Raw genomic sequence first — 24,971 nt, 5'->3', positions numbered from 1 at the left:
TGACAGTGGATGCCGGATCGGCCCTCGGGCCGGGAGAAGCGCAGGTCAGCACCAGAGGTGCGATCGGTCACTCCGGTTACTCGACCACATGTCGTCCCTCGGGCCGCGCGCTGCACGACGCCCGGAACGCGCAGTGTGTGCAGTGCTGGCCCGCGCTGGGCGTGAACCGCTCGTCGAGGACCTTGCCGGCCGCCGTGGCCAGCAGGTCACCGACCCACTCCCCTTCCGGGCCACCCAGGGACTCCTGCCCCTGCACCTTGGGCAGCGTCTCGCCGCCGTCCCGCTTGGCGGCGCCCTGGCGCAGCTGGACGAGTTCGGCGCCGCCGGGCTGCGGGCGTGCGCCGTCGAAGGCCTCGTCCACGGCACCCTCGCGGACGGCGAGCTGATAGACGGCGAGCTGCGGGTGACGGGCCACCTCGGCGGCGCTGGGTGCCTGCTTGCCGGTCTTGAAGTCGACCACGTAGGCCCGTCCTTCGCCGTCGGCCTCGACGCGGTCCATCTGGCCGCGGATGCGGACCTCGACGTCACCCGCTTCGAGGGTGACGTCGAAGTCGTGCTCACTCGCCACCGGCGTACGCCCCGCACGGTCCATCACGTGCCACTTCAGGAAGCGTTCGAGCGCCACGCGCGCGTTGTCCTTCTCCTGCGCCGACTTCCAGGGCGCGTCGAAGGCGAGCGCGTTCCACACGGAGTCGAGGCGCTCCATGAGGACGGCGAGGTCGGCCGGGGTGTGTCCGGAGGCGACCTCGTCGGCGAGGACGTGCACCACGTTGCCGAAGCCCTGGGCGGCGGTCGCGGGTGCGTCGGCCTTCACCTCGCGGCCCAGGAACCACTGCAGGGAGCAGGTGTTGGCGAGCTGGTCGAGGGCGCTTCCGGAGAGCACGACGGGCTGGTCGCGGTTGCGCAGCGGCACCTTGGACTCGGTCGGCTCGAACATGCCCCACCAGCGGTAGGGGTGCGCGGACGGCACCAGCGGGCGGCCCTCTTCGTCGGCGAGCGCGGCGAGCCGGGCCAGTCTGCGGGCGGCGGCCTCCCTGAGGGTGTCCGACGCGCGCGGGTCGACCGTCGTCGCCCGGAGTTCGGCGACGAGCGCGGCGACGGCCAGCGGGCGGCGGGGGCGGCCCGTCACGTCCCTCGGCTCGACGCCGAGTTCGGTCAGGAAGCGGGAGGGCTGGTCACCGTCGTCGGCCGGGGCCTTCACCGCGGTGACGACGAGGCGATCACGCGCGCGTGTGGCGGCGACGTAGAACAGGCGGCGTTCCTCGGCCAGCAGCGCCCCCGGGGTGAGCGGTTCGGCGAGCCCGTCGCGGCCGATGCGGTCGGCTTCCAGGAGGGAGCCGCGGCGGCGCAGGTCCGGCCACAGGCCCTCCTGGACGCCGGCGACGACGACCAGCCGCCACTCCAGGCCTTTGGAGCGGTGCGCGGTCATCAGGCGCACGGCGTCGGGGCGTACGGCACGCCGCGTGAGGGTGTCGGCGGCGATGTCCTCGGCCTCGATCTCCGCCAGGAAGTTCAGGGCGCCCCGGCCGCCGGTGCGCTCCTCGGCGCGGGACGCGGTCGCGAACAGGGCGCATACGGCGTCCAGGTCACGGTCGGCGTTGCGGCCGGCCGCGCCGCCGCGGCGGGCGGTCCGCTCCAGGCGTGTGGGCCACGGCGTGCCCTCCCAGAGGTCCCACAGCGCCTCCTCGGCCGTACCGCCGCCCGCGAGGCGCTCACGGGCCTTGCCGAGCAGCGCGCCGAGGCGCTGGGCGCCACGCGCGTACGTGGGGTCGTGCACCGCCAACCGCTCCGGCTCGGCCAGCGCCCGCGCGAGCAGCTCGTCCGAGGGCGGCGGCAGCGGGTTGCCGGCGGCCCGCTCCTCGTCGCGCAGGGCACGCCCGAGACGGCGCAGGTCGGCGGCGTCCATGCCGGCGAGGGGGGAGGCGAGCAGGGTGAGGGCGGTCTCGGTGTCGAGCCAGGAGGCACGGGGGTCGGGCCGGGCGTCCGTGGCATCGCCCTCCGGTTCGGGCCGGTCGGCCAAGGCGTCGCCCTCGCCTTCGGCCGCTTCCTCGGTACGTACGCCGGCCTCGGTCGTTTCCTCGGTACGTACGCCGACCTCGGCCGCTTCCTCGGTACGTACGTCGCCGCCGCCCCGCGCAGGCTGCGCCTCCGCCGTCGCCACCGCCCGCAACGCCGTCAGCAGCGGCGCCACTGCCGGCTCGTGCCGCAGGGGCAGGTCGTCGCCGTCGATGTCCAAAGGCACCCCGGCGGCAGTGAGCGCCCGGCGCAGCGTCGGGATCGTGCGCGACCCCGCGCGCACCAGGACGGCCATCTCGCGCCAGGGCACGCCGTCCTCCAGGTGCGCCCTGCGCAGGATGTCGGCGATGTTGTCCAGCTCGGTGCCGGGGGTCGGATACGTGAAGGCCTCGACGCTGCCGCCCTCGCGGACCGCAGCGAGCTCTCGATGGGCGCGTACCTTCTCCGCCGGGAGCCGGGTGAGCGGCATGCGCTGGGTGAGCAGCCGGGTCGCGGTCAGCAGGCCGGCGCCGGAACGGCGGGAGGTGCGCAGGACCTCGACGGGCGCGGGGCGGCCGTCCGCGCGCGGGAAGGCGTGCGGGAACTCCAGGATGCCGTTCACGTCGGCGCCCCGGAAGGCGTAGATCGACTGGTCGGGGTCGCCGAAGGCGACGAGGGTGCGGCCGCCGCCGGCGAGGGCGTGCAGCAGCCGTACCTGCGCCGGATCGGTGTCCTGGTACTCGTCGACGTACACGGCGTCGTACTGGGCGGCGAGCAGCTGGGCGGCCTCGGAGCGGCGGGCGAGGAGCACCGCGCGGTGGACCAGTTCGGCGTAGTCGAGCACACCCTGCATGTCGAGCACGTCGAGGTACTCGGCGAGGAAGGACGCCGCGGCGCGCCAGTCGGGGCGGCCGATGCGGCGGGCGAAGGCGTCCAGGGCGTCGGGGCCCAGGCCCAGTTCGCGGCTTCGGGCGAGGACCGCGCGGACCTCGTCGGCGAAGCCGCGGGTGGTCAGGCAGGCGCGCAGTTCGTCCGGCCAGCGCACGTGCGCGAGGCCTAGCCGCTCCAGGTCGGGCTCGCCCGCCAGCAGTTCCCGTACGGTCACGTCCTGCTCGGGACCGGAGAGCAGCCGCAGGGGCTCCACGAACAGGTCGCTGTCCTGATGGGCGCGGACCAGGGCGTAGCAGAACGAGTGGAACGTGGTCGCCTGGGGCGCGCGGGCCGCCCCTATACGCAGCGCCATACGGTCGCGCAGTTCCACGGCGGCCTTGCGGCTGAACGTCAGCACCAGAATGCGCTCGGGGTCCCCGCCACGGGCGATGCGCGCCGCCACCGACTCGACGAGGGTGGTCGTCTTTCCGGTGCCCGGACCTGCGAGGACGAGCAGCGGGCCGGTCGCGTGGTCAACCACGGCGCGCTGTGCGGCGTCCAGACGAGGGGGAGCCACCTTGACCGGAGGGGTACGCACCAGCCGGTAAGCGCCACGGGTCCCCTGTCGCACCTGGGGGTGCGACAGGCGCCTGGTGGAGGAAGAGGAGCTCACGTGGTTCGCCGGTCCTGGTGGGTGTGCGAGTTGTCACTGCCGGCGCGGAGCGCCGTCGTCGAGGGGTGGTGGTCGGGTGACGGGTGGGCCGCCCCTCGCGCGGGGAGGGCGGTGGCCGCGGGGTGAGGGGGACACGCGCAGCAGACGCTACGCCGAGGGGTGGTGCGGAAGCAGGGCTTCCGATTCATCCCTCAGTTCACTTGTGGCACATGCATCCCTCGACTCACGAACGTACGTCATGCCACGGACGTGCCCCCTTTCCCCCGTACGGATCACAGGGCACACAGCGGGCCGTCCGATGGCGGAAGCTGTCAGGTGTGACCCTGTGCGCGTTCGCCGCCGTCCCAGCGCGCCCGCCTCATATCGAGGCGCGGCAGGTGGCCCTCGGCGGCCCTGCTCGCCTCCTTCAAGGGCGTGGCCTCCGTGCGGTAGTGCCCCAGCGCTCTCAGCTCGTGGCCCGGCAGCAGGACCCCGTCCGCGCGGACCACCCGCCACCACGGCACGGCTCCCCCGTAGAGGGCCATCACCCGGCCGACCTGCCGGGGCCCGCCCTCCTCCAGCCACTCCGCGACGTCCCCGTACGTCATGACGCGGCCCGGCGGAATCAGCTCGGCGACCTCAAGGACGCGCTCGGCGTACTCCGGCAGCGCGTCCGTGGGCTCCAGGTGGGCGTCCGAGGGTTCCGGGTGGGCGTCGTCGTACTCCAGGCGGGCGTCGTGCGGAAGGCTCTCCTCGCTCATCCGGCCCATCCTGCCCCACGCCACCGACAATGTGACGCGCTCGCCACTGTGCGTATGCCTCGCCCCGGGGCGGCGCTTCGGGCAGACTGGCGCCCCCGCATTTGCACCCTGATGCCCCCGTGTGTCGGTGGGGCATGCCACCATCGTGCGGGCGGTGACTGGTGATACGAGACCAAGAAGAGACGATGAAGCCACAGGGTGTGCACCCGGAGGATGCGGAGAGCACCTCTGACGCTTCGTCGCGCCCGGACACCGCGAACGCCGGCAAGAAGGACCCCGGCGAGAGCGACAGCGGCAAGAAGGACGAGGCCAAGAAGGGCGCGGACACGAGCGACGCCGGCCGCAAGGCCATCGAGGGGAAGGTGCCGTACGACCTGGACGAGGTGAACGTCGACGAGGTCGAGGGCGACGAACCGCTACTCCCCGCGCGCGTGCACCGTCCGTCCGACCTCATGCGACTACTCGTGGGCATGCTGGGCATCGCCCTGCTGCTCGCGATCGCCGCGTTCGCGCACGGCACCACTTCAGGACTTGAGCAGGACATCAACAAAGGCACCGGCCAGGCGCCCGACCTGTTCAGCAAGATGGCCGGGCTGGTGTCCAGCATCGCGATCCTCCTGGTGCCCGTCGCCTTCGCGATCGAGCGGCTGATCAAGCGGGACGGTCTGCGTATCGCCGACGGCGTCCTCGCGGCCGTCCTCGCGCACGGGGTGACGCTCGCCACCGACCTGTGGGTCGCGCGGGGCGCCCCCGAGTCCATCCGGGACGCGCTCACCCAGCCGTCGCCCGGCGACATCGGCTCCCTCACCGACCCGGTGCACGGCTATCTCGCGCCGGTCATCGCCTACATGACAGCCGTGGGCATGTCCCGCAGACCCCGCTGGCGGACGGTCCTGTGGGCGGTCCTGGTCCTGTACGCCTTCTCCATGCTGGTCACCGGCTACACCACGCCGTTCTCGATCCTCCTGACGCTGCTGATCGGCTGGACCGTCGCCTACGGCACGCTGTACGCGGTCGGCTCGCCCAATGTCCGTCCCACCGGACGGACCCTGATGGCGGGCCTCAGGCACGTCGGATTCCGCCCGGTGAGCGCGGCACGCGAGGAGACCTCCGACACACAGGAGACCGGCGACCGCGGACGGCGCTACTTCGTCACCCTCGAGGACGGTCCGCCGCTGGATGTGACGGTGGTCGACCGGGAGCAGCAGGCGCAGGGGTTCTTCTATCGCGCGTGGCGCAATCTGACGCTGCGCGGCTTCGCCACCCGAAGCAGTCTCCAGTCGCTGCGCCAGGCCTTGGAGCAGGAGGCACTGCTCGCCTACGCGGCCATCGCGGCGGGTGCCAACGCGCCCAAGCTGATCGCGACCTCCGAGCTCGGCCCGGACGCCGTGATGCTGGTGTACGAGCACACCGGCGGCCACACCCTGGACTCGCTCTCGGACGACGAGATCACCGACGACCTGCTGCGCGGCACCTGGCTCCAGGTCAAGGCCCTGCAGTCCCGGCGTATCGCGCACCGCAGGCTGGTGGGTGACGCGATCCTGGTGGATCGTTCCGGCAAAGTGATCATCACCGACCTTCGCATCGGCGAGATCGCGGCCAACAATCTGCTGCTGCGCATGGACATCTCCCAGCTGCTGGTGACGCTCGGCCTCCGGGTGGGCGCCGAGCGCGGGGTGGCCTCGGCGGTGAGTGTGCTCGGCCCCGATGCCGTCGCCGACTGTCTGCCGATGCTGCAGCCCATCGCACTGAGCCGCTCCACGCGCGCGACACTGCGCAGACTCGCCCGGGAGCGGGCCCAGCGCGAGCGCGAGGCGGTGCTGGAGGCGTCCCGGCTCGCCAAGCACGCCCGCAGCGAGGAAGCCACGGGAGACACAGGGGCGGCACTGGACAAGCCGGACAAGAAGACCGTACGGGCGCAGGCGCGGGCCGAGAAGCGGGCCATCGACGAGGCCCTGGACGAGGCCCGCGAGGAGGATCTGCTCACGCAGATCCGCCACGAGGTGCTGCTGATCAGGCCGCAGGCACCGGTCGAGCCGGCCCGCCTGGAGCGGGTGCGGCCGCGCACGCTGATCAGTTTCATCGCCGGTGCCATCGCCGCGTACTTCCTGCTGACGCAGCTCACGCACATCGAGTTCGGCCCGCTCATCGCCAACGCCCAGTGGGGCTGGGTGGCCGCGGCCGTGCTGTTCTCTGCGTGCAGCTACTTCGCGGCGGCGATGGCACTGCTGGGCTTTGTGCCCGAGCGGGTGCCGTTCCGGCGGACGGTGGCGGCCCAGGTCGCCGGGTCGTTCGTGAAGATCGTCGCGCCGGCCGCGGTCGGCGGTGTCGCCCTCAACACGCGCTTCCTGCAGCGCGCGGGAGTGCGGCCGGGGCTTGCGGTGGCAAGTGTCGGCGCGTCACAGCTGTTCGGGCTCGGCTGCCACATCCTGATGCTGCTGTCCTTCGGCTATCTGACCGGCACCGAGAAGACGCCGTCGCTGTCGCCCTCCCGGACGGTCATCGCGGGTCTGCTGACGGTGGCGGTGCTGGTGCTCGTGGTGACCTCGGTGCCCTTCCTGCGAAAGTTCGTCGTCACGCGCGTGAGGTCGCTGTTCGCGGGTGTCGTGCCGCGCATGCTCGATGTGCTCCAGCGGCCGCAGAAGCTGGTCACGGGCATCGGCGGCATGCTGCTGCTGACCGCCTGCTTCGTGATGTGCCTGGACGCGTCGATCCGGGCGTTCGGCAGCGCGGGGACCTCCCTCAGCATCGCCAGCGTGGCCGTCGTCTTCCTCGCGGGCAACGCGCTCGGCTCAGCGGCCCCGACCCCGGGCGGCGTGGGCGCCGTGGACGTGACCCTGACCGTCGGTCTGATCGCCGTAGGCCTGCCCAGCGAGGTCGCCGCGCCCTCAGTGCTGCTCTTCCGGATGCTGACGCTGTGGCTGCCGGTACTGCCGGGCTGGCTGGCCTTCAACCACCTGACGCGCAAGGGCGCGCTGTAGCGCGGGGCGTCGTACGGGGGGGGGCCGGGATGCCCCGTCGTGCGGGAGGTCCGTCGTAGGAGAGGTCTCGTCGTAGGAGGGCTCTCCTTGTCGTACGGGAGTCCTCGTCGTGCGGAGACCTTGACGTACCCGAGGGCTCGATGTGCCGGAGGCCCCGTCGCGCGGAGACCTCGACGTACCGCAGGCCCCGTCGCGCGGAGACCTCGTCGTACGAGGAGCATGGCGCCGTACGTTGTAAGGGCACGGCACAGGTGAGGCGCCGCGGTCCCTCGTACGGCTCGCGCCCCGAGCGCCGCACCACGTACGACCGCAGGATGGGACCATGCCGAACCCTCCCCGGATGCGCGCAGCTGCCCTGACCGCGACGGCGCTGCTGGTGTCCGCCCTGCTGGCGGGCTGCAGCGACGACGACTCCGGGGACGAGGACCTGACGGCCCAAAAGCTGAGCTGGAAGGACTGCCCGGCCCCCTCCCAGGCGCAGGGCGGCGGGGGCAGCCCATCCCCCCTGCCGGGCGGCGGCGCATGGCAGTGCGCCACGATGAAGGCACCGCGCGACTGGGACGAGCCCAAGGGCGACACGATCGACATCGAGCTGATCCGGGTGAAGGCCGAGGGCGACGCGAACCGTCGCATCGGCTCGCTGATCTTCAACTTCGGCGGGCCCGGCGGCTCGGGCGTCACCAGCCTGCCCTCCTTCGCCGACGGCTACGAGAAGCTGCGCACCCGCTACGACCTGGTGAGCTTCGACCCGCGCGGGGTCGGCCGCAGCGAGCCCGTACGGTGCGAGAACGACCAGCACCTCGACGCCTACTTCCAGCAGGACGCGACGCCGGACGACGCCGCCGAGCGGACCGAACTGCTGGACAGCGGCAAGGAGTTCAACGCGGCGTGCGAGAAGAACTCCGGCGGGATGCTGCCGCATGTGATCACCACCGACGCGGCCCGCGACCTGGACCTGATGCGCCAGGTCCTCGGCGACGACAAGCTGCATTACTTCGGCGTCTCCTACGGCACCGAACTCGGCGGCGTCTACGCCCACTTGTTCCCCACACACGTGGGCCGCGCCGTCTTCGACGCGGTCGTCGACCCGACGCAGAACCCCGAGCAGAACGCGCTCGCGCAGGCCGAGGGTTTTCAGCTCGCACTGGACAACTTCGCCGAGGACTGCACGTCGAAGACCGAGGCCTGCCCGATCGGCGACACTCCCCAGGACGTCAAGGACCGCATCGCCAAGCTGCTGAAGGACCTCGACAGCAAACCGATCAAGGGCGTCTTCCCGCGCGAGCTGACCCAGACGGCCGCGACCTCCGGCATCATGCAGGCGCTGTACTCGAAGAACTTCTGGGAGTACCTCACCCAGGGCCTGGTGCAGGCGTACGACGGTGACGGCAGCTCCCTGATGCTGCTGGCCGACTCGAGCACCGGACGCCGTGAGAACGGCGAGTACAGCAACATCATCCCGGCCAACGTGGCCATCAACTGCGCCGATGACAAGCCCCGTTACACAGTCGAGGACGTCGAGCGGAGACTGCCCGAGTTCCGGGCCGCCTCGAACCTGTTCGGCGACCCCCTGGCCTGGTCCATGCTCAGCTGCATCGACTGGGCCGTGGCGGGCGCCGCCGACCATCCCGAGGTCAGCGCCCCCGGCTCGGCGCCGATCCTCGTCGTGGGCAACACGGGCGATCCGGCCACGCCGTACGAGGGCGCAGGGAGGATGGTCCAGGCGCTGGGCAAGGGGGTGGGCGTCGAGCTGACGTACAAGGGGCAGGGGCACGGGGCGTACAACAGCAAGAACAAGTGCGTGCAGGACGCGGTGAACGGTTATCTGCTGGACGGGAAGGCCCCGGCTGCGGGCACCATCTGCTCCTGAAACTGACCAGGGAAGCGACAAACTAGCAGGTCAGAGAGTTATCCACAGGCTGCTACGGCCCTTTCCCGATCCGCCTACTATGGCCTGACCGCCATCCGCGGCACGGTGCGGACGGCCTGCGAGGGGGGAAATGACATGGCGCGATTCGCATGGTGGACGGCCCTGACGGCCACCGCCGCGCTGCTGGTGACGGGCTGCAGCGGCGGCTCGTCCGACGGCGGCAAGTCCGGTGGGAAGGCGAGCGGAGCGAGTTCCCCGGCCACCTCCGCCGGCTCGGCGACGCCACTGCCGTCCTCCCTGACCTCGCAAACGCTCGACTGGGGACGTTGCAAGGCCACCGGGGACTCCCCCGCGCCGGGCGACGAGTGGCAGTGCGCGAGGCTCGAGGCACCGCTCGACTGGACGAAGCCGCAGGGCAGGACGATCGATCTCGCCCTGATCCGCACCAAGGCCAGTGGCGACGACCGCATCGGCTCGCTCCTTCTCAACTTCGGTGGCCCCGGCAGCTCGGGGGTCTCCACGCTGCCGTGGTACGCCTCGTCCACCTCCGAGCTCGCCAAGCGGTACGACCTGGTGAGCTGGGACCCGCGCGGGGTGGGCGCCAGTGAAGGCGTGCGCTGCCGCAGCGACAAGGAGATCCAGGCCTCCGAGTCCGTCGACATCACGCCGGACACCCCGGCCGAGGAGGCGGCTTACCTCCGGGACGCCGCCGACTTCGGCAAGGGCTGCCAGAAGTCCGAGGGGACGCTGATCGCGCATGTGTCCAGCACCGACACCGCCCGCGACATGGATCTGATGCGCCAGGTCCTCGGCGACACACAGATGCACTATTTCGGCATCTCCTACGGCACCGAACTCGGCGGCGTCTACGCCCACTTGTTCCCGAAGAACGTGGGACGGCTGATACTGGACGCGGTCGTCGACCCGAGCGCCGACGGGGAGGGACACGCCGAGAACCAGGCCAGGGGCTTCCAGCGCGCGCTGAACAACTACCTCAAGTCCACCGGCCAGGGCGCCGAAGAGGGCACGCAGAAGATCGTGGACCTGCTGAAGCGGATCGACGCGAGCCCGCTGCCGACGTCGTCCGGGCGGAAACTCACCGAGGCACTGGCGCTCATCGGCATCATCAGGCCGCTGTACAGCGAGGCGAGCTGGCCGACCCTCAGCAGCGCCCTGGAGGCCGCCGAGGAGCAAGACGGCTCGGAACTCCTGGCGCTCGCCGACGACTACAACGATCGCAGCGCCTCGGGGCACTACAGCACGGGAAACCACTCGCAACGCGTCATATCGTGCCTGGACACCAAGCAGCGGCCGACGGTCGAGGAGACGAAGAAGCTGCTGCCGCGGTTCGAGAAGGTCTCGCCCGTGTTCGGTCCCATGCTGGGCTGGGACACGGCCGGCTGGTGCCACGACTGGCCGGTGGCCGGGCAGCACGACACCCCGGAGGTGAGTGCGCGAGGTGCGGCACCGATCCTGCTGGTCGGCAACACCGGGGACCCGGCGACGCCCTACGAGGGCACCCGGAAGATGGCCGACGAACTGGGCAAGGGCGTCGGCGTGATGCTCACCTGGAAGGGCGAGGGCCACGCCGCGTACGGGAAGGGGAGCGACTGCGTCGACTCCACGGTGAACGCGTATCTGCTGCAGGGGAAGGTACCGAAGGACGGCAAGGTCTGCTCATGACGGCAGCGGGTTCTGCCAGCACCCGTGTTGCCAGGGGGGGCAGGGATGCCGTGACCTGCCATTACGGATGGTCTGTCAGTCTGAGCAAGTGGCGCATCCTCCACATCTCTTGCAGAGTGTGTGGCGCACTGGACGACCATTTCCTCCCCTCGATGTCGCCGCTTTCCCAATTTTGCACAATATCCATCACGTGCTTTTTCCGAAATGGAATCCATTTCGTGTCCTGAGCTTCGAACAGGCTATGTGAACTAAGCAGCCTTTCATGCACCTCTCGCTTCGAGAGGTGAGTTCGAATTTGCGCATAGACTTTGAGCTGGATGGTCTTCACCTCGTACCCGACCCATGAAATATTGATGCCGCTGTAATCCACGGGCTCCAGGTTGAGTTCCTCCCGAAGGCAACGTTCACCGAGGTCAAAGAAATCTTCGGCCGACGCCCCCGGCGTGGAGTTTCGAGCCAGCTTCATGCCTTCATTCGGGCCGACCGTCCATACGCCTCGCTTGAAGTCCACCGCACCTGAACGCTGTACTGCAAGAAACTCGTTGTCCAGATTCAGAACGGCAACGTTGATCTTGACCGATGTCGGTGGCGACGTTCTAGCGAACTCAATGATGCCCCCGTTCACGAAATTTGCGCGGATCGTGGATTGCGCATCGGGGTGACGTCGCAAATATTCGACCGTTGCCAGGTGTTCACTGTAGTCGCACGGCGTAAGGGTATACCGGAAGTCCTCACCCTCGCGACTCTCCCTGTGGTCAATCAACGCGTCGGTGAGGAATCCGATATCCCCGGTGTAGCGGCGGCCGAACTCATCCGCGATTCGCTGCCATTCGGCTTGATTGAACCACTGCTGCTGTGGGCGCACCTCGGTCACCGAGACCTGTAAGTGGCTCCGCTGCAACGGCCTGGCGAGAGTCCAGCGATTCAAAGGAAAGAGACCCACTTCGGCGGGGTCGAATCCGAGCGGTTCATATCTTTGCTGCCTGAAGCCCTCTACCAGGGTCCTTAGGCGCCCCCTTCGGGCCCAGATGATATTTGTTAGTACCCCTGAGAGCACGCCGAGGGCGAAACCGATCAATTCGGACACGCTGGTTAGTGTATTGAAGCAACTCGAAGAGGGCCAGCGATTGACGGAAATAGATTTGCCCACCTAGGTGATGCTTTATGCTGATTGATAGGTTTTCTGCGCCTGGAAAGGCGATCGGCCTGCCACGGAGCGCGAGAGGGCCAGTGTTCATGGGGGACGCATGCGTCGCCAGGTTCTCCCGGGTACGACCCCACAGCTGATTGTGGGCCCTGCGCCGGTCGCTGTACGTTCCCGCTCACAGATCAACGTAGTTCACAGGGGGCGGGATGACTGGGTACGGCCGTGCAGACAGCGAATGGGAAGAGCTGGTGGATGCGGGGCGCGGCTTCCTTGTTGAGCGAGCGAAGCTGGGCAGGCTCACGTCATACACGGAGCTCAATGTGACGTTGGCCAGGCGAACCAACTGCCGTGCCTTCGACTTCGAGCGTGCTGACGAGCGGGCCGCGATGGGGCACCTGCTGGGACTGATCGTGGGACGAGATCAGGAGATCGTCTTTTCTGAGCCGCCCGTCATGCTCTCGGCCTTGGTGAACTACTTGGACGCCAACGACGCCGGTCCCGGCTTCTACCAGTTGGCGAAGAAGCTCCAGCTCCTGCCCAAGAATGCTTCGGCCGACGAGAAGCTCATCTTCTGGGCCAAGCAAGTGAAGCGGATCCACGAACGCCATGGCGCTGGTCCCGGGGTGGTCTGAGGCCGGGGCAGACACTGCGACCTCGCCCATCGCCGAGAGCGGTAGCGAGTTGGCCTGAGCGGCCTCCCATTCGGGACGCCATCCAATTGGCGGACCTGTGCCGGCAGGTAGCCATTCACCTCCGGGCGGGGGCGTGGACGGTAACGCCAAGGGCCTACTGGTACCGCGTTCCTGCCCCAGTAGATCGAGACGATCCCCATACGGCCGAATGGCACTTCGGTGAGAGCGAGTTGCGAGCGTGCGGCGGGGAGGGGTGGGCGCCAGACATGCTCGACACAGCCGTCGGTCAGGTCATCGACTGTGGCCTTGGAATCCCCACCTTCGTCTTGGACGGCATTGATCCGTGAGCCTGCCCGCAGAGCTGCCGACGCCAACCGACAACGACCGAAGCCCACGGCATCTGAGCTGGTCAGAGCCGTGGGCTTCATCTGCCTCGCCGGTCAGCGAGAGCGCGTTGTTCAGTAGACCGGCTTGTGCGGCTCGATCTGGTTGACCCAGCCGATGACGCCGCCACCGACGTGCACGGCGTCGGCGAAGCCCGCCGACTTCAGGACCGCGAGGACTTCCGCACTGCGGACACCCGTCTTGCAGTGCAAGACGATCTTCTTGTCCTGCGGGAGGGTCTCCAGGGCGGTGCCCATGAGGAACTCGTTCTTCGGGATCAGCCGGGCGCCGGGGATCGAGACGATCTCGTACTCGTTGATCTCACGGACATCGATGATCTCGATGTTCTCGCCCTCGTCGATCCACTCCTTGAGCTGCTTGGGAGTGATCGTCGAGCCGGCGGCCGCCTCCTGGGCCTCCTCGGAGACGACGCCGCAGAAGGCCTCGTAGTCGATGAGCTCGGTGACGGTCGGGTTCTCGCCGCAGACCGCGCAGTTCGGGTCCTTACGGACCTTGACCTGGCGGTACTGCATCTCCAGGGCGTCGTAGATCATCAGTCGGCCGACCAGCGGCTCACCGATGCCCGCGAGGAGCTTGATCGCCTCGTTGACCTGGATGGATCCGATGGACGCGCACAGCACGCCCAGCACGCCGCCCTCGGCGCAGGAGGGGACCATGCCCGGCGGCGGGGGCTCCGGGTAGAGGCAGCGGTAGCAGGGGCCGTGCTCGGACCAGAACACGGAGGCCTGGCCGTCGAAGCGGTAGATCGAGCCCCACACGTACGGCTTGTTGAGCAGCACGCAGGCGTCGTTGACCAGGTAGCGGGTCGCGAAGTTGTCCGTGCCGTCGACGATCAGGTCGTACTGGCTGAAGATGTCCATCACGTTGTCGGCCTCGAGCCGCTCCTCGTGAAGGATCACGTTCACGTACGGGTTGATGCCGAGGACGGAGTCGCGCGCGGACTCGGCCTTGGAGCGGCCGATGTCGGCCTGGCTGTGGATGATCTGGCGCTGCAGGTTCGACTCGTCGACCTCGTCGAACTCCACGATGCCGAGCGTGCCGACGCCCGCGGCAGCCAGGTACATCAGCGCCGGCGAGCCCAGGCCGCCGGCGCCCACACAGAGCACCTTGGCGTTCTTCAGCCGCTTCTGCCCGTCCATCCCCACATCGGGGATGATCAGGTGGCGGGAGTACCTGCGAACCTCGTCTACGGTGAGCTCGGAGGCGGGCTCGACCAGGGGTGGCAGCGACACGGGGACTCCGTTGGTCGGTCGATCACTACGGTTGTTCTCTCCGTAACAGTGCCATGGCCTTTTTCATTCCGAGACACCTGTTCCGATCCGCGAGACGATTTCGTCCCAGTAGCCGGGCATGGTCCCCCAGGCGTCGGTGCGGCCGCCACGATCGGTGCGGTCCGTGTGGTCGGTGAAGTAGATGGTCGCCGCGCCCTGCCAGCGGGCGATGCGCAGTGCCTCGTCCAGGTGGGGGCGGGGCACTCCGTGGACGAAGTGGCAGAAGCGGTCGGGCGGGTAGTCGGCGGTCCACTCCGCGACCTGTGACCAGCGGTAGTCGCTCCACGAGCCGCGGAAGGTGACCAACTGGTCGGCGCACTCGGCGTAGCCCGGGTGAGGGTGGGTGCCGTGGCCCAGGACGATGTGGGCCTTGTCACGCAGCGCGCGGAGCGCGGTGACCGTGCGGCGGACCTCGGGCAGGGCGGCGCGGTCGGTCGGGCAGCGATCCAGGAAGAAGCCGTCGACCCGGTACCAGTCCAGGTAGCGATGCGCCTCGGAGATCACTTCGCCGAAGGCGCGGGCGCCTCGGGCCCCCTTGATGTGCGCTGCCTCGATGTGCGCCGTGTCCAGGTGAGCGGCGTCGAGGTGGCCCAGGACACGGACTCCCACGTTGCGGAGCCTTGCGGTGGTCTCGAGGCAGTGCGGGTCGGGGCGGCTGCCTGGGCCGTCCGCGACGTTCAGGACCACCCAGTGCACGGGGACGCCGGGGCGGGTGAGTGCGCCCCACTCGGTGGGGGCGAGGAGGGGGTGTGCGTAGCCGGGGATGCCGAGGCCGGTGCGGAGGCCGGTGCTCGTCGCCGTCGGTGGGACGCCGGTCAGATACGGCATGCCGCCTCCATCCAGATGTCCCCCAGGGACTCTTCGAGGTTGATCCGGGGGCGCCAGCCGAGCCGGTCGCGTGCGGTGCGCACGTCGGCCTGCTGCCAGCTGCCGCAGCCGTCCGGGTACGCGACCGGGGCGCCGGGGCCCGTATGCGCCGCGTGGGCCATGTGGTCCGAGTCGGCGCGGGGGTGGCCGATGGACGGCCGCAACGGGCCGGGCGGGCCGTCGAGTTCGTGCAGGGCACCGCCGTATCCAGCGACCCGGGCGAGGACGGCGGCGGCGTCCCGGAGACGGACGGCGCGGCCCGAGCCGATGTTGATGACGCCCTGTGCGGCGGACAGCGAGGCGGCGTGGACGGCGCGGGCCACGTCGCGGACGTCGATGAAGTCGCGCTGGGCGCCGAGGCCGGTGAGTTTGAGCTCGCCGTCACCGGACTGCATGGCGCGGCGCATGGCCTCGGCCAGGCGGCCGAGGGGAGAGCCGGCGGGGGTGCCGGGGCCTGCGGGCGAGAAGACCCTCAGGACCACGGCGTCCAGGCCGGAGCCCAGGACCAGTTCTGTGGCGGCGAGTTTGCTGACGCCGTACGGGCCGCCGGGGCGGGGGACGGCGTCCTCGGCCGTGGAGGAGCCGGGCTGGCTCGGGCCGTACTCGGCGCCGCAGCCGATCTGGACGAGGCGGGCGCCGCAGCCGCTGCGGCGCAGGGCCTCGCAGACGGTGGCGACGGCGACGGTGTTGTGGCGGGTGAGTTCGCGGGCGCCGCCTCTGGTGGCGCCGGCGCAGTTGATGACGACCCCGGGGTGGACCGCGTCGAGGAAGCGGGTGAGGGCACCGGGGCTGCCGGACGCGAGGTCGAAGCGGACGTCGGCGTCGTCGCCTCGACCCAGTGCCGTGAGTTGGACGGCGGGGTCGGCGAGGAGGCGGTCGGCTACGAAGCGGCCGAGGTAGCCGTTGGCTCCGATCAGCAGGACTCTCATCGGGCGGCTCCCGGGGCCGAGTCGTGGTCGGGTCGGGAGGTGATCATTTGGGGGTCTCCTTCAAGGACAAGGGCTTCAGGCAGAAGGGCTTTCAGGCAGAAGGGCGGCGGGTTTGTGGGCGCGTATGCCTGCAAGTGCCTCCGGCGGTCGGGTCGGGATGCCTGCAGAGGTGCGCGCACCATGCCGCGCGTCCCCTTCCCGCCGTACGTGGAGACGGCGCCGCGGGGGTTGCCGCCGCGTCAACACGGCTGGTCCTCGGTTGCGTGCGCCGACGCCCTCGTGAGGGTGCGGGTGGCGTGGAGCAGGAGGGTCAGGGCGCCCGCGCCGCAGGCGATGGTGGGGATGGCGGCCGGGCCCCATGTGTCGATCAGGGACTGGGCGGGGGTTGCCAGCCAGGCGCAGCCGGGGAGGCGGGCTGTGAAGAGGGTGGTCAGGGCGGTGGCCTCGGCTGTGACTGTGGCGGTGAGGACCAGTGCGGGGGCGTGGGTGAAGCCGTGGGTGGTGAGGAGGCGGGAGAGGAGCAGGAAGGCGCCCAGGGTGAGGGTCTGGGGGTAGGCGGCGGGCTCGTCCAGGACCGTGGTGGTCAGGGCGAGCAGGGCTGTCAGGGCGCCGAGGTAGAGGGCGAAGGTGCCCAGGAGCAGGGGCTTCACGGAGGTGGCGAAGTCCTCCAGGGCTCGGCTGGCCGACAGTTTGCGGCGGGCTCGTACGGCGAGGAGGTGCGCGCACCACGCCGCGGGGGCGCAGGAGAGGGCGAGGGCCAGCACGGGGGCTGTGGTGAGGGGCCAGAGGTCGTCGGCGGCGCGGGTGGGGAGGGCGTCGGGGCCTCCGGCGGCTGCCTGGAGGAGTCCGTCGCCGAGGAAGGCGTAGGCGAGGAGCCAGCAGGTCCGGGTGGCCGTCGGGCGTGTGGCGTGCGCGGTGGCCAGGGGGCCCCGGGCCAGTGCCGCGCGCAGGGCGAGGGCCACGGCGAGGGCTCCCACGGCGGCCGCGATCAGGCGGGACCGGCCGTGGGTGAGGTGCAGGGCGGTCACGGCCGCCGCGCAGAGGGCTCCGGGGAGGAGGGTGAGGAGGATCCAGTCGGCTCGTGCGCGGGGGGTGGGGAGGGGTGGGGGGCCGGGGAGCGTTTCGCCGTCGCGGGACACTCGGGCGTACATCTCCTCCGCCAGGGAGAAGACGTCCCGGTGCAGGAAGCGTGCCGCGGTGCGGTCGGTGACGCCGTGGGCTTCCAGGCCGGCGGCGATCTCCAGCGGGTCCACCGCGCGTTCGCACAGGTCGCGGTGACGGTGCATCAGCGCCTTCACGGGGTCCGCGCCGGTGCGGCGGGTCGGGGCCGGTCGGGGGCCGGTGGTGCGGGTGGCGGGTGGTTCGTGGCTGGTGGGGGGTGCGTCGGATCCGTTCTCGCGTACGTCCGTCTCTGGCACGAGCCACTCCTCCGACCGCTCGTCCCAGGCCCCGGGGCTGGTCGGGGCGCCGGGACGGTCCAGGCCTCCCAGGCCGCTCATCGCGCCGCCTCCGTCGCGGTGGCCCGTACGGGGGCTCCGCTCGGGCGGGCCGGGCCGCCGCGGGCCACCAGGCGTGCGGATCGCTCGGTCCAGCGGCCGGGGACGTGGGCCTCGGCGGGCACGGCGAAGGGCAGGGGGGCTCCGGCCTCGTCGAGGACGACGCGGCGGACCGGCGTGCGCGAGACGATCTCCAGGTAAATGCCGTGAAATGCTGCGACGTTCTGCTCGACGGTGAACAGTTCGAGCGCACGCGCGCGTGCCGCCGCGCCCAGGCGCTCACGGCGCTCGGGGTCGCGCAACAGCGCCACACAGGCCTCGGCGAGCGCCCGTGGGTTGCGCGGTGGTACGACGAGACCGGTGCCGCCGATGACCTCCACCACCGCGCCGACGTCCGTGGACACCGTCACCCGGCCGCAGAACATGGCCTCGACCAGGCTGATCGGGAAGCCCTCGACGACGCTGGACAGGACGGCCACGGCACCCGAGGCGTATGCGTCGGCGAGCGTGGGGATCTCCGGGCCGCCGATCTCCTCGAAGGAGACCGGGTTGTCGCCGACGATGTGCGGGCCCTCGGCCTCGTCGGGGAAGAGCTGCGCGGCCAGCGCCCTGCAGTGGCCGAGGTAGGCGGCGCCCTCGGGGCCCGAGGGGGTGCCGACGATCCGCAGCCGCGTCTTCGGCTCCTCCTTGCGGACCTCGGCGAAGGCGTGCAGCAACGACACCAGGTCCTTGGCCGGTTCGATACGGCCGACCCAGACGAGCGTGTGCGGGTCCGCGCACTCCGGGGCCTCGCCGACCTCCGCGAAGCGGGAGGCGTCCATGCCGGGGTAGACCGTGCGCAGCTTCGCGCGGTCGGCGCCGCAGCGTTCCTGCCAGCGGCGGGCGTGAGCGTTGCCGGGTGTGACGACGGCGGCCCGGGCGTACGTCTCGGCGGCGAGCCTGCCGTGGAAGGCGGCGAGCAGGGACCGTACGGCGGGCGAGGACTCGGTGGCGGCCAGGTAGTGCGTGCGCAGCCGCACCCCGTACTCGGTCAGCAGCAGCGGTACGTCGCCGAAGTGGTGGGCGAGCAGGCCGGACAGGGCCGCCGAGCCACCGGAAGCGGCGTGGCACAGGTCGGCCGAGCCCAGGTTGTCGTCCTCGTACCAGTCGAGCGAGAGAGGGCGCAGAGCGCGTTCCAGATGGGCGGCGAAGGCCAGCAGATCGGGTACGCGCGCCTCACGCGCCGTGCGCAGGGCGCCCCGCGCCCGGCAGGCGCGCTCGAGGGCGCGTACGGCGGTCTCGGAGCGGAGCGCTCCTACCAGTCCGCCCTCGTCGCGGGCGAGTTCGGCGAGCCCGTACAGCGCGTTGCCGAACCGGTCCGCCTCAGTGGCCGAGGCGTCCTGCGAGGCACCGTTCGCGTCTCTGGCGCCCCCTGCGCAGAGCACGGCCACCAACTCGCCGTAGCACTCGGCGAACCGCCGGCGCGCACGGCGCCCGTACATCACTCCGTCATCCTCGGCCGTCCACAGCGGCGCCGTACGCACGCGGCTGACCTGCGGTGGCAGCGGAACCCAGCCCTCGTCCTCCTGGCGCTCGCTGCGGCTGAGCGCGTAGATGTCGAACTCGTGCTGTCCGAGCCCGCGCACGAGCCGGTCGCACCAGAGCCTGGCGTCACCGTTCGCATACGGATAGCCGCCCTCCGCAATCAGGCCGATGCGCACGAGTACACCCCCGTTCTCCCTAAGGGGAGCCGCCGTTGCTCCGGCGGCTCGCAGCGGGACGAACGTAAGGGGACAAGGCGGTGGCGCGACGGACGGTTGTCCATCGCGCCACCAAAAGGGGTGAACGGTCGTAACTTTCCCGTGCAGGTCGCGTTCCGTCGCGCTAAGAGATCAAACGCGCACGGATCGTCACACCTGAACGCCGGGACGACCTGGCCGGGCCGACCGGGCCGACCGGGCCGACCGGGCCGACCGGGACGGTCACACCGCGGCCAACTCCCGTCGCGCGGCCCGCCGCTGGGTTGCGATCCGCGGATCGAGTGCCGGTACGGCGGCCAGGAGCTGCTTGGTGTACGGGTCCTGCGGGCTGTCGTACACCTCGTCGGCGGGGCCTTCCTCGACGATCCGCCCGCGCCGCATCACCGCGACCCGGTCGCTGACCTGGCGTACGACGGCGAGGTCGTGCGCGACGAAGACGAGCGCGAGCCCGAGTTCGCGCTGCAACTCGCCGAGCAGGGCGACCACCTGGGCCTGCGTGGTCACGTCGAGTGCGGAGACGGGCTCGTCGCAGACGATGACACGCGGGTCGGCCGCGAGCGCCCGGGCGATGCCCCCGCGCTGGCGCTGGCCACCGCTGAACTCGTGCGGATAGCGGTCGTAGTGCGCCGCTTCGAGCCCCACGCGCTCCAGCAGTTCCCGCACACGCCCCCGGATGCGCCCCTCATCGCGCTCGCCGCGGGCGCGGAGCGGGTCGGCTATGGATTCGCCCACGCTGCGGCGGGGGTTGAGGGAGGAGACCGGGTCCTGGAAGACCATCTGCACTGCGGGATTCACGCCCACGCGCGCGTGGCCGTCGTAACGGACCTCGCCCGCCGTCGGTTCCAGGAGGCCGACCAGCATGCGCCCGAGGGTGGTCTTGCCGCTGCCGCTCTCCCCCACGATCCCGAGGGTCTCGCCGCGGCGGATCGTCAACGACACGTCGTCCACCGCCGTGAACGCCCGCTTCCCGCGCCCGAACTCACGCCGAAGGCCGGTCGCCTCCAGAACGACCTCGGCCGGCTTCTCCGGCACTTCGGAACTGCCGCGCGCCGCGTCCACGCGCGGGACCGCGCCGAGCAGTTCGCGCGTGTACGGCTGCGCGGGCGATCCCAGTACGGCGGAGACCGGCCCGTGTTCCACCGCCCGACCGTGCCGCATCACCAGCACCTCGTCGACGCTCTCCGCGGCTACTCCGACGTCATGCGTGACGAGGAGGAGCCCCATGCGGGTCTCCTCGCGGAGCGTGTGCAGGAGGTCGAGGATCTGGGCCTGGACGGTCACGTCGAGCGCGGTCGTCGGCTCGTCGGCGATCAGCAGGTCTGGTTCACAGGCCAGCGCCATGGCGATGAGGGCGCGTTGGCGCATGCCGCCGCTGAACTCGTGCGGGCGCGCACGGGATCGCCGTACCGCGTCCGGAATTCCAACCCGGTCCAGCACCTCCACGGCACGCGCGCGTGCCGCCCGTCGCGAGGCACGCGTGTGCACGCGGTGGACCTCGGCGATCTGGTCCCCGATCGCGTAGTACGGGTCCAGGGACGACAGCGGGTCCTGGAACACCATCGCCGCCTTGGCACCCCGCAACCGCCGCAGCGTCTCCTCCGACGCCTCCTGTACGTCGACGCCGGCCACGTCGATCGCGCCGCCGACCCGCGCGCCCGTGCCGCGGTGCAGGCCGAGCAGGGCGGAGGCGACCGTGGACTTGCCGGAGCCGGACTCGCCGACGAGGGCGAGGGCGGCGCCCCGCTCCAGCCGGAACGAGAGCCGGTCGACGGCGCGCAGGTCGCCGAACTCGACCGTCAGGTCGGTCACTTCGACAAGGCTCCTGGAGGGCGCCTTCTCGGCGTCGCTCATGTCAGCACCACCCGTCGGTCGGCCACCGCGTACAGCACGTCCGCGACGGCGTTGGCCAGCACCACGAAGAAACCGGTCACCAGGACCATGCCGACGACCACAGGCAGGTCGACGACCTTGACCGCCTCGACCATCTCCTGGCCGATGCCGGGCAGGCCGAACAGCGTCTCGGTGAGCACGGCGCCGCCGAACAGGACGCCGATGTTGTTGGCGTTCACGGCGATGAGCGGGGCCACCGCTCCGCGCAGGGCGTGCCGCCAGATGATCCCCCGCTCTCCGACGCCGTAGGCCCGGAAGGTACGCACATGGTCCTCGGCGAGGGTCTCCAGCATCGAAGCCCGGGTCAGCCGTGCGTACGTCGCGGACTCGATGAGCGCGAGCGACAGCCAGGGCAGCAGCAGGTTCCAGGCCCACTGTTCGGGGTCGTCGGTGAAGGCGACGTACTGCGGGAAGGGCAGCAGCTCCAGCTGTCCGCAGACGACGATCATCAGCACGAGGCCGATGACGAAGACCGGCGTGGACATGCCCGCGAGGGTGAGCGTGGTCAGCAGCCGCTCGGTGAGCCGACCGCGCCGCCACACCGACAGCACGCCGGTGCCAACGCCGATGACCAGCCACAGCACCATGGCACCGAGCGCGAGCGAGGCCGTGACCGGCAGCTTCGCCAGGATCAGCGCCGTGACCTGCTGGTCACTCTGGTACGACAGCCCGAGGCAAGGCGCCGAGCAGTGCTGGACCGCGGTACCGGTGGAGTAGTCCTGGCCGGCGAGGAGGCCCTGCAGGAAGTGCCAGTAGCGGGTGTACAGCGGGTCGTTCAGATGCAGTTGCTCGGCGACCTGCTGCACCTGGGCGGGTGAGCAGCGCGGGCCGCAGGTGATCTGGGCGACGTTGCCGGGCGTGACGTAGAAGACGACGTAGATGATCACCGAGAGGGCGAACAGGGTGACCAGGGCGCCGGTCGCGCGGCGCAGTACGAAACCTCCGAAGCCGGTCACGAGGCCTCCCCCTTCCCCTCCCGCTTGCGCCCCGTCCCGATCCGCAGCCGCGAGGCCGCGCGCGGGTCGAGGGCTGTGCGCACACCGTCGCCGAGCACGGTGAGGGCGAGGACGGTCACGAACAACGCGCCGGCGGGCAGCAGCAGATACTGCGGGGCCGCCTGGTACCAGACGTCGGCGGAGGTGAGCATCTGCCCCCAGGACGGCGTCGGCGGCTTCACGCCCACGCCGAGGAAGGACAGGGCCGCCTCGACGGTGATGTTGGTCGGTACGAGGATGGCCGCGAAGGTGATGACGGGCGCGGCGAGGCCGGGGAGCAGTTCGCGGCGGGCGATCCGGACCGTGCCCCAGCCGCTGAGCCGGGCGGCGGCGACGTAGTCGAGCTCCTTGAGGGTGAGCGTCTGCGCGCGCACCATCTTGGCGAGCGTGCCCCAGCCGGAGACCAGTCCGACGACCAGTGCCACCAGGACGGGGCGCGGGAAGCTCGTGGGCACGACGGCGAGCAGGGCGAGCGCGACGACCATCAGCGGCATGGCCACGAAGATGTCGGCGATCCGGGTCAGGACCAGGTCCACCCAGCGGTTGCCGAACCCGGCCGCGACGCCGATGACGACGCCCAGCAGGAGCTGCAGGACCGTCGCCGCCAGCGCGACACCGAGCGACACGCGCGCGCCGTGGACCAGCCGCGCGAACAGGTCCCGGCCGGTCTGCGGTTCGACGCCGAGCCAGTGCTCGGCGCTCACGCCGCCGAACGGCCCGACGGGCACGCCCCCGCGCGCGGAGTCCACCAGGGACGGGTGGTAGGTGGTCGGGTCCTGGCCCTCGATCGCGGTGAGCAGCGGCGCGGCGAGCGCGACCAGGACGAGCAGCGCGACGACTACCGCCGCGACGAGGGCGGCGCGCTGCGTCCGCAGCCGCCGCCAGAACTGGCGGGCCCCCGAGACCCCCGGAGCAGACACCCCGGGAGCCTCGACGGCGAGAACTGCCTCACTCACGGCGCTACTTCACCGCGGCCTGGGAGATGTCCAGAACACCGGTCCAGTCACTGATCACGACGTTCTTGATGTCCTTGCCGTACAGCCGCTTGTAGACGGGGTGGAACAGCGGCACGGTCAGTGCCTGCTCACCGATCTTCTTGTCCAGTGCACCCCACCGCTCGGCGGCGGCGTCAAGGTCGGTCAGCTTGTTGATCGCGTCGATCTCGGCATTGACCGCCTTGTCATCGAGCAGGCCCGTGTTGAAGTTCGCGCCGTCCTTGACGATCTGCCGGCCGTCGAAGATCGGGGCGAGGAAGGGACCGCCGGAGGGCCAGTCGGCACCCCAGTGCGCGAGGAAGAAGCCGGGCTCGGTCTTCACGTTGTGGATCTTGTCGGAGTAGTCGTTCTCCTCCAGCCCCTGCAGCTTGACCGTGATGCCGGCCTTCTTCAGCGCGTCCTGGATCGCGGTCGCGATCTCGGGGCTGGTCTCGAAGTCCTTGGCGTTGGAGTGGGTCAGGGTGACGCTGAGCCCGCTCTTGTAACCGGCCTGGGCCAGCAGCTCCTTGGCCTTCGCGGCGTTGCCCGCGTCGCCGGCCGGGAACAGGTCGTAGGGCTCGTAGCCGAAGGACTTCTGGTTCGGCAGGAAGGTGGTGGCGGGCTCGGCCAGCGCGGAACCACCCGCGGCGTTGACCACGGACGACCGGTCGATGGCGTACGAGATCGCCTGCCGCACCTTGACGTTGTCGAACGGCTTGATCGTCGGGTTGAACGCGATGTAGTTCGTGTAGCCGAAGTGTCCGGTACCGACGCGAGAAGCAAGGTCCTTGTCGCCGGTCACCTTGGCCAGCTCGGCCGGGCCGAGGTTGGTGTCCGTGGTGACCGCGGCCGCGTCCGCACCCTGGGACGAGGACAGCCGCTGGTTGATCACGGACGAGTCGAGCCCGGACCGTACGTCCACCTTGTCGGGGTAGGCCTTGCGCTCGGCGTCCGTCGCGGCGGACCAGTAGGTGTTGCGCTCCAGGACGAGCCGCTCACCGTCGTTCTCGTTCTCGACGACCTTGTACGGGCCGGAGGAGACCGGGTGTTCCTCGTACTTCGTGCCCGTGTCCTTGCTCTTCGGCACGGGCGTGAACTGCGTCTGCGTGGCCAGGTAGGGGAACTCGCCCTCGGGCTTGTTCAGATGGAAGACGATGGTCCGCTCGTCCGGCGTCTCGATCGCCGAGAGGCCCTTCTTGTCCTTGTACGGCCCCTGGTAGTCGGCGGCGCCGACCAGCCAGTCCCGCAAGTAGGGGGCACCGCCGGACAGCTCGGGCGCGAAGGAGCGCTCGATGCCGTACTTGATGTCGGCCGAGGTGATCTTGCTGCCGTCCTCGTACTTGAGACCCTCCTTGAGGGTGTACGTCCACACGGTCGCGTCCTTGTTGGGGCGCCCGGTGTCGGTCGCGAGGTCGGGGACGACCTCGGCGCCGGCCTCGCCGTTCTCGCGGTTGCGGGTGGTGAGCGTGCGGAAGACGAGGGAGGGGACGTTGCCGCCGCCGGAGGTGTACAGACGGGCGGGGTCGAAGTCCTCCTGCGGGTTGGAGTTCAGGACCGTGAGCGTGCCGCCCTTGTGAGGCGTGGAGTCGCCGCCGGCAGCCTTGGCATCGTTGTCCTCAGGCCCGCAGGCGGCGGCGCCCGCTGCCACGACCAGGCTGACGGATGCCACGGCCACGCGGCGCGCTATGGCGGACGGTTGACGCATCGGAGACGACCTCTCGGATTGATTGCTCTCGCACTTGGCTGATCTCGCGTCGACGGGTCGGGAATCACCCGTTCTCGAATGGCGAGACAGTTTGACGAGGAATGAGACA

The 24,971-nt window shown here is 70.4% G+C and carries 16 protein-coding genes; 4 read left to right on the top strand and 12 right to left on the bottom strand.

What is annotated here, in order from left to right:
- Positions 1-76: 76 nt before the first annotated feature.
- Positions 77-3,538, bottom strand: a complete 3,462-nt coding sequence (locus AB5J49_RS31405; RefSeq protein ID WP_369172239.1) for an ATP-dependent helicase — start codon at positions 3,536-3,538, stop codon at positions 77-79.
- Positions 3,539-3,849: 311 nt separating this feature from the next.
- Positions 3,850-4,278: an MGMT family protein gene (locus AB5J49_RS31400; RefSeq protein WP_369172238.1), complete on the bottom strand. Its 429-nt coding sequence runs from the start codon at positions 4,276-4,278 to the stop codon at positions 3,850-3,852.
- Positions 4,279-4,463: 185 nt separating this feature from the next.
- Here AB5J49_RS31400 and AB5J49_RS31395 point away from each other — a divergent pair, with 185 nt between their 5' ends.
- The 3 genes from AB5J49_RS31395 (at position 4,464) to AB5J49_RS31385 (ending at position 10,812) form a co-directional block, all read left to right on the top strand.
- Entirely contained in the window at positions 4,464-7,259 is a 2,796-nt protein-coding gene (locus tag AB5J49_RS31395) for a lysylphosphatidylglycerol synthase domain-containing protein (protein WP_369172237.1), read from the top strand.
- 322 nt (positions 7,260-7,581) lie between these two features.
- Positions 7,582-9,129 (top strand): alpha/beta hydrolase, encoded by a 1,548-nt coding sequence (locus AB5J49_RS31390; RefSeq protein ID WP_369172236.1) that lies wholly within the window; start codon positions 7,582-7,584, stop codon positions 9,127-9,129.
- Positions 9,130-9,264: 135 nt separating this feature from the next.
- Positions 9,265-10,812, top strand: coding sequence for an alpha/beta hydrolase (locus AB5J49_RS31385; protein WP_369172235.1), 1,548 nt, complete (start codon positions 9,265-9,267; stop codon positions 10,810-10,812).
- Positions 10,813-10,873: 61 nt separating this feature from the next.
- Here AB5J49_RS31385 and AB5J49_RS31380 read toward each other — a convergent pair whose 3' ends face one another.
- Positions 10,874-11,899 (bottom strand): hypothetical protein, encoded by a 1,026-nt coding sequence (locus tag AB5J49_RS31380; protein ID WP_369172234.1) that lies wholly within the window; start codon positions 11,897-11,899, stop codon positions 10,874-10,876.
- 266 nt (positions 11,900-12,165) lie between these two features.
- On the opposite strand from AB5J49_RS31380, the gene AB5J49_RS31375 reads away from it, so the two are divergent.
- A complete protein-coding gene (locus AB5J49_RS31375; RefSeq protein WP_369172233.1) occupies positions 12,166-12,591 on the top strand; it encodes a hypothetical protein in 426 nt (141 codons plus the stop codon).
- 458 nt (positions 12,592-13,049) lie between these two features.
- Here the strand turns inward: AB5J49_RS31375 and moeZ are convergent, their stop codons facing one another.
- From moeZ to AB5J49_RS31330, 9 genes are all read right to left on the bottom strand, one after another.
- Positions 13,050-14,228: an adenylyltransferase/sulfurtransferase MoeZ gene (moeZ, locus tag AB5J49_RS31370; protein WP_369172232.1), complete on the bottom strand. Its 1,179-nt coding sequence runs from the start codon at positions 14,226-14,228 to the stop codon at positions 13,050-13,052.
- Positions 14,229-14,291: 63 nt separating this feature from the next.
- The gene (locus tag AB5J49_RS31365; RefSeq protein ID WP_369172231.1) at positions 14,292-15,095 is read right to left on the bottom strand and encodes a spherulation-specific family 4 protein; all 804 of its coding nucleotides are present in this window, start codon (positions 15,093-15,095) and stop codon (positions 14,292-14,294) included.
- Positions 15,083-16,063, bottom strand: coding sequence for an NAD-dependent epimerase/dehydratase family protein (locus AB5J49_RS31360; RefSeq protein WP_369172230.1), 981 nt, complete (start codon positions 16,061-16,063; stop codon positions 15,083-15,085). Before AB5J49_RS31360 ends, AB5J49_RS31365 begins: the two co-directional genes overlap by 13 nt.
- A 239-nt stretch (positions 16,064-16,302) precedes the next feature.
- Complete coding sequence (locus tag AB5J49_RS31355; protein WP_369172229.1) at positions 16,303-17,562, bottom strand: hypothetical protein; 1,260 nt, start codon at positions 17,560-17,562, stop codon at positions 16,303-16,305.
- A complete protein-coding gene (locus AB5J49_RS31350; RefSeq protein ID WP_369172228.1) occupies positions 17,559-19,259 on the bottom strand; it encodes a DUF3492 domain-containing protein in 1,701 nt (566 codons plus the stop codon). Before AB5J49_RS31350 ends, AB5J49_RS31355 begins: the two co-directional genes overlap by 4 nt.
- Positions 19,260-19,520: 261 nt before the next feature.
- Positions 19,521-21,149, bottom strand: coding sequence for a dipeptide ABC transporter ATP-binding protein (locus AB5J49_RS31345; protein WP_369172227.1), 1,629 nt, complete (start codon positions 21,147-21,149; stop codon positions 19,521-19,523).
- Positions 21,146-22,144 (bottom strand): ABC transporter permease, encoded by a 999-nt coding sequence (locus AB5J49_RS31340; protein WP_369172226.1) that lies wholly within the window; start codon positions 22,142-22,144, stop codon positions 21,146-21,148. Before AB5J49_RS31340 ends, AB5J49_RS31345 begins: the two co-directional genes overlap by 4 nt.
- On the bottom strand, positions 22,141-23,139 hold the full coding sequence (locus AB5J49_RS31335; RefSeq protein WP_369172225.1) for an ABC transporter permease: 999 nt from the start codon (positions 23,137-23,139) through the stop codon (positions 22,141-22,143). Before AB5J49_RS31335 ends, AB5J49_RS31340 begins: the two co-directional genes overlap by 4 nt.
- Positions 23,140-23,143: 4 nt before the next feature.
- Entirely contained in the window at positions 23,144-24,862 is a 1,719-nt protein-coding gene (locus AB5J49_RS31330) for an ABC transporter substrate-binding protein (RefSeq protein WP_369172224.1), read from the bottom strand.
- Positions 24,863-24,971 lie beyond the last annotated feature (109 nt).

The organism is Streptomyces sp. R28 (assembly GCF_041052385.1).
Classification (GTDB): Bacteria; Actinomycetota; Actinomycetes; order Streptomycetales; family Streptomycetaceae; genus Streptomyces.
This window is presented reverse-complemented; position numbering and strand designations above follow the sequence as displayed.

Coding starts and splice junctions, on each gene's coding strand:
- AB5J49_RS31400 (WP_369172238.1), bottom strand. CDS start 4,278: ATGAGCGAGGAGAGCCTTCCGCACGACGCCCGCCTGGAGTACGACGAC.
- AB5J49_RS31395 (WP_369172237.1), top strand. CDS start 4,464: ATGAAGCCACAGGGTGTGCACCCGGAGGATGCGGAGAGCACCTCTGAC.
- AB5J49_RS31390 (WP_369172236.1), top strand. CDS start 7,582: ATGCCGAACCCTCCCCGGATGCGCGCAGCTGCCCTGACCGCGACGGCG.
- AB5J49_RS31385 (WP_369172235.1), top strand. CDS start 9,265: ATGGCGCGATTCGCATGGTGGACGGCCCTGACGGCCACCGCCGCGCTG.
- AB5J49_RS31375 (WP_369172233.1), top strand. CDS start 12,166: ATGACTGGGTACGGCCGTGCAGACAGCGAATGGGAAGAGCTGGTGGAT.
- AB5J49_RS31365 (WP_369172231.1), bottom strand. CDS start 15,095: ATGCCGTATCTGACCGGCGTCCCACCGACGGCGACGAGCACCGGCCTC.
- AB5J49_RS31360 (WP_369172230.1), bottom strand. CDS start 16,063: ATGAGAGTCCTGCTGATCGGAGCCAACGGCTACCTCGGCCGCTTCGTA.
- AB5J49_RS31355 (WP_369172229.1), bottom strand. CDS start 17,562: ATGAGCGGCCTGGGAGGCCTGGACCGTCCCGGCGCCCCGACCAGCCCC.
- AB5J49_RS31345 (WP_369172227.1), bottom strand. CDS start 21,149: ATGAGCGACGCCGAGAAGGCGCCCTCCAGGAGCCTTGTCGAAGTGACC.
- AB5J49_RS31330 (WP_369172224.1), bottom strand. CDS start 24,862: ATGCGTCAACCGTCCGCCATAGCGCGCCGCGTGGCCGTGGCATCCGTC.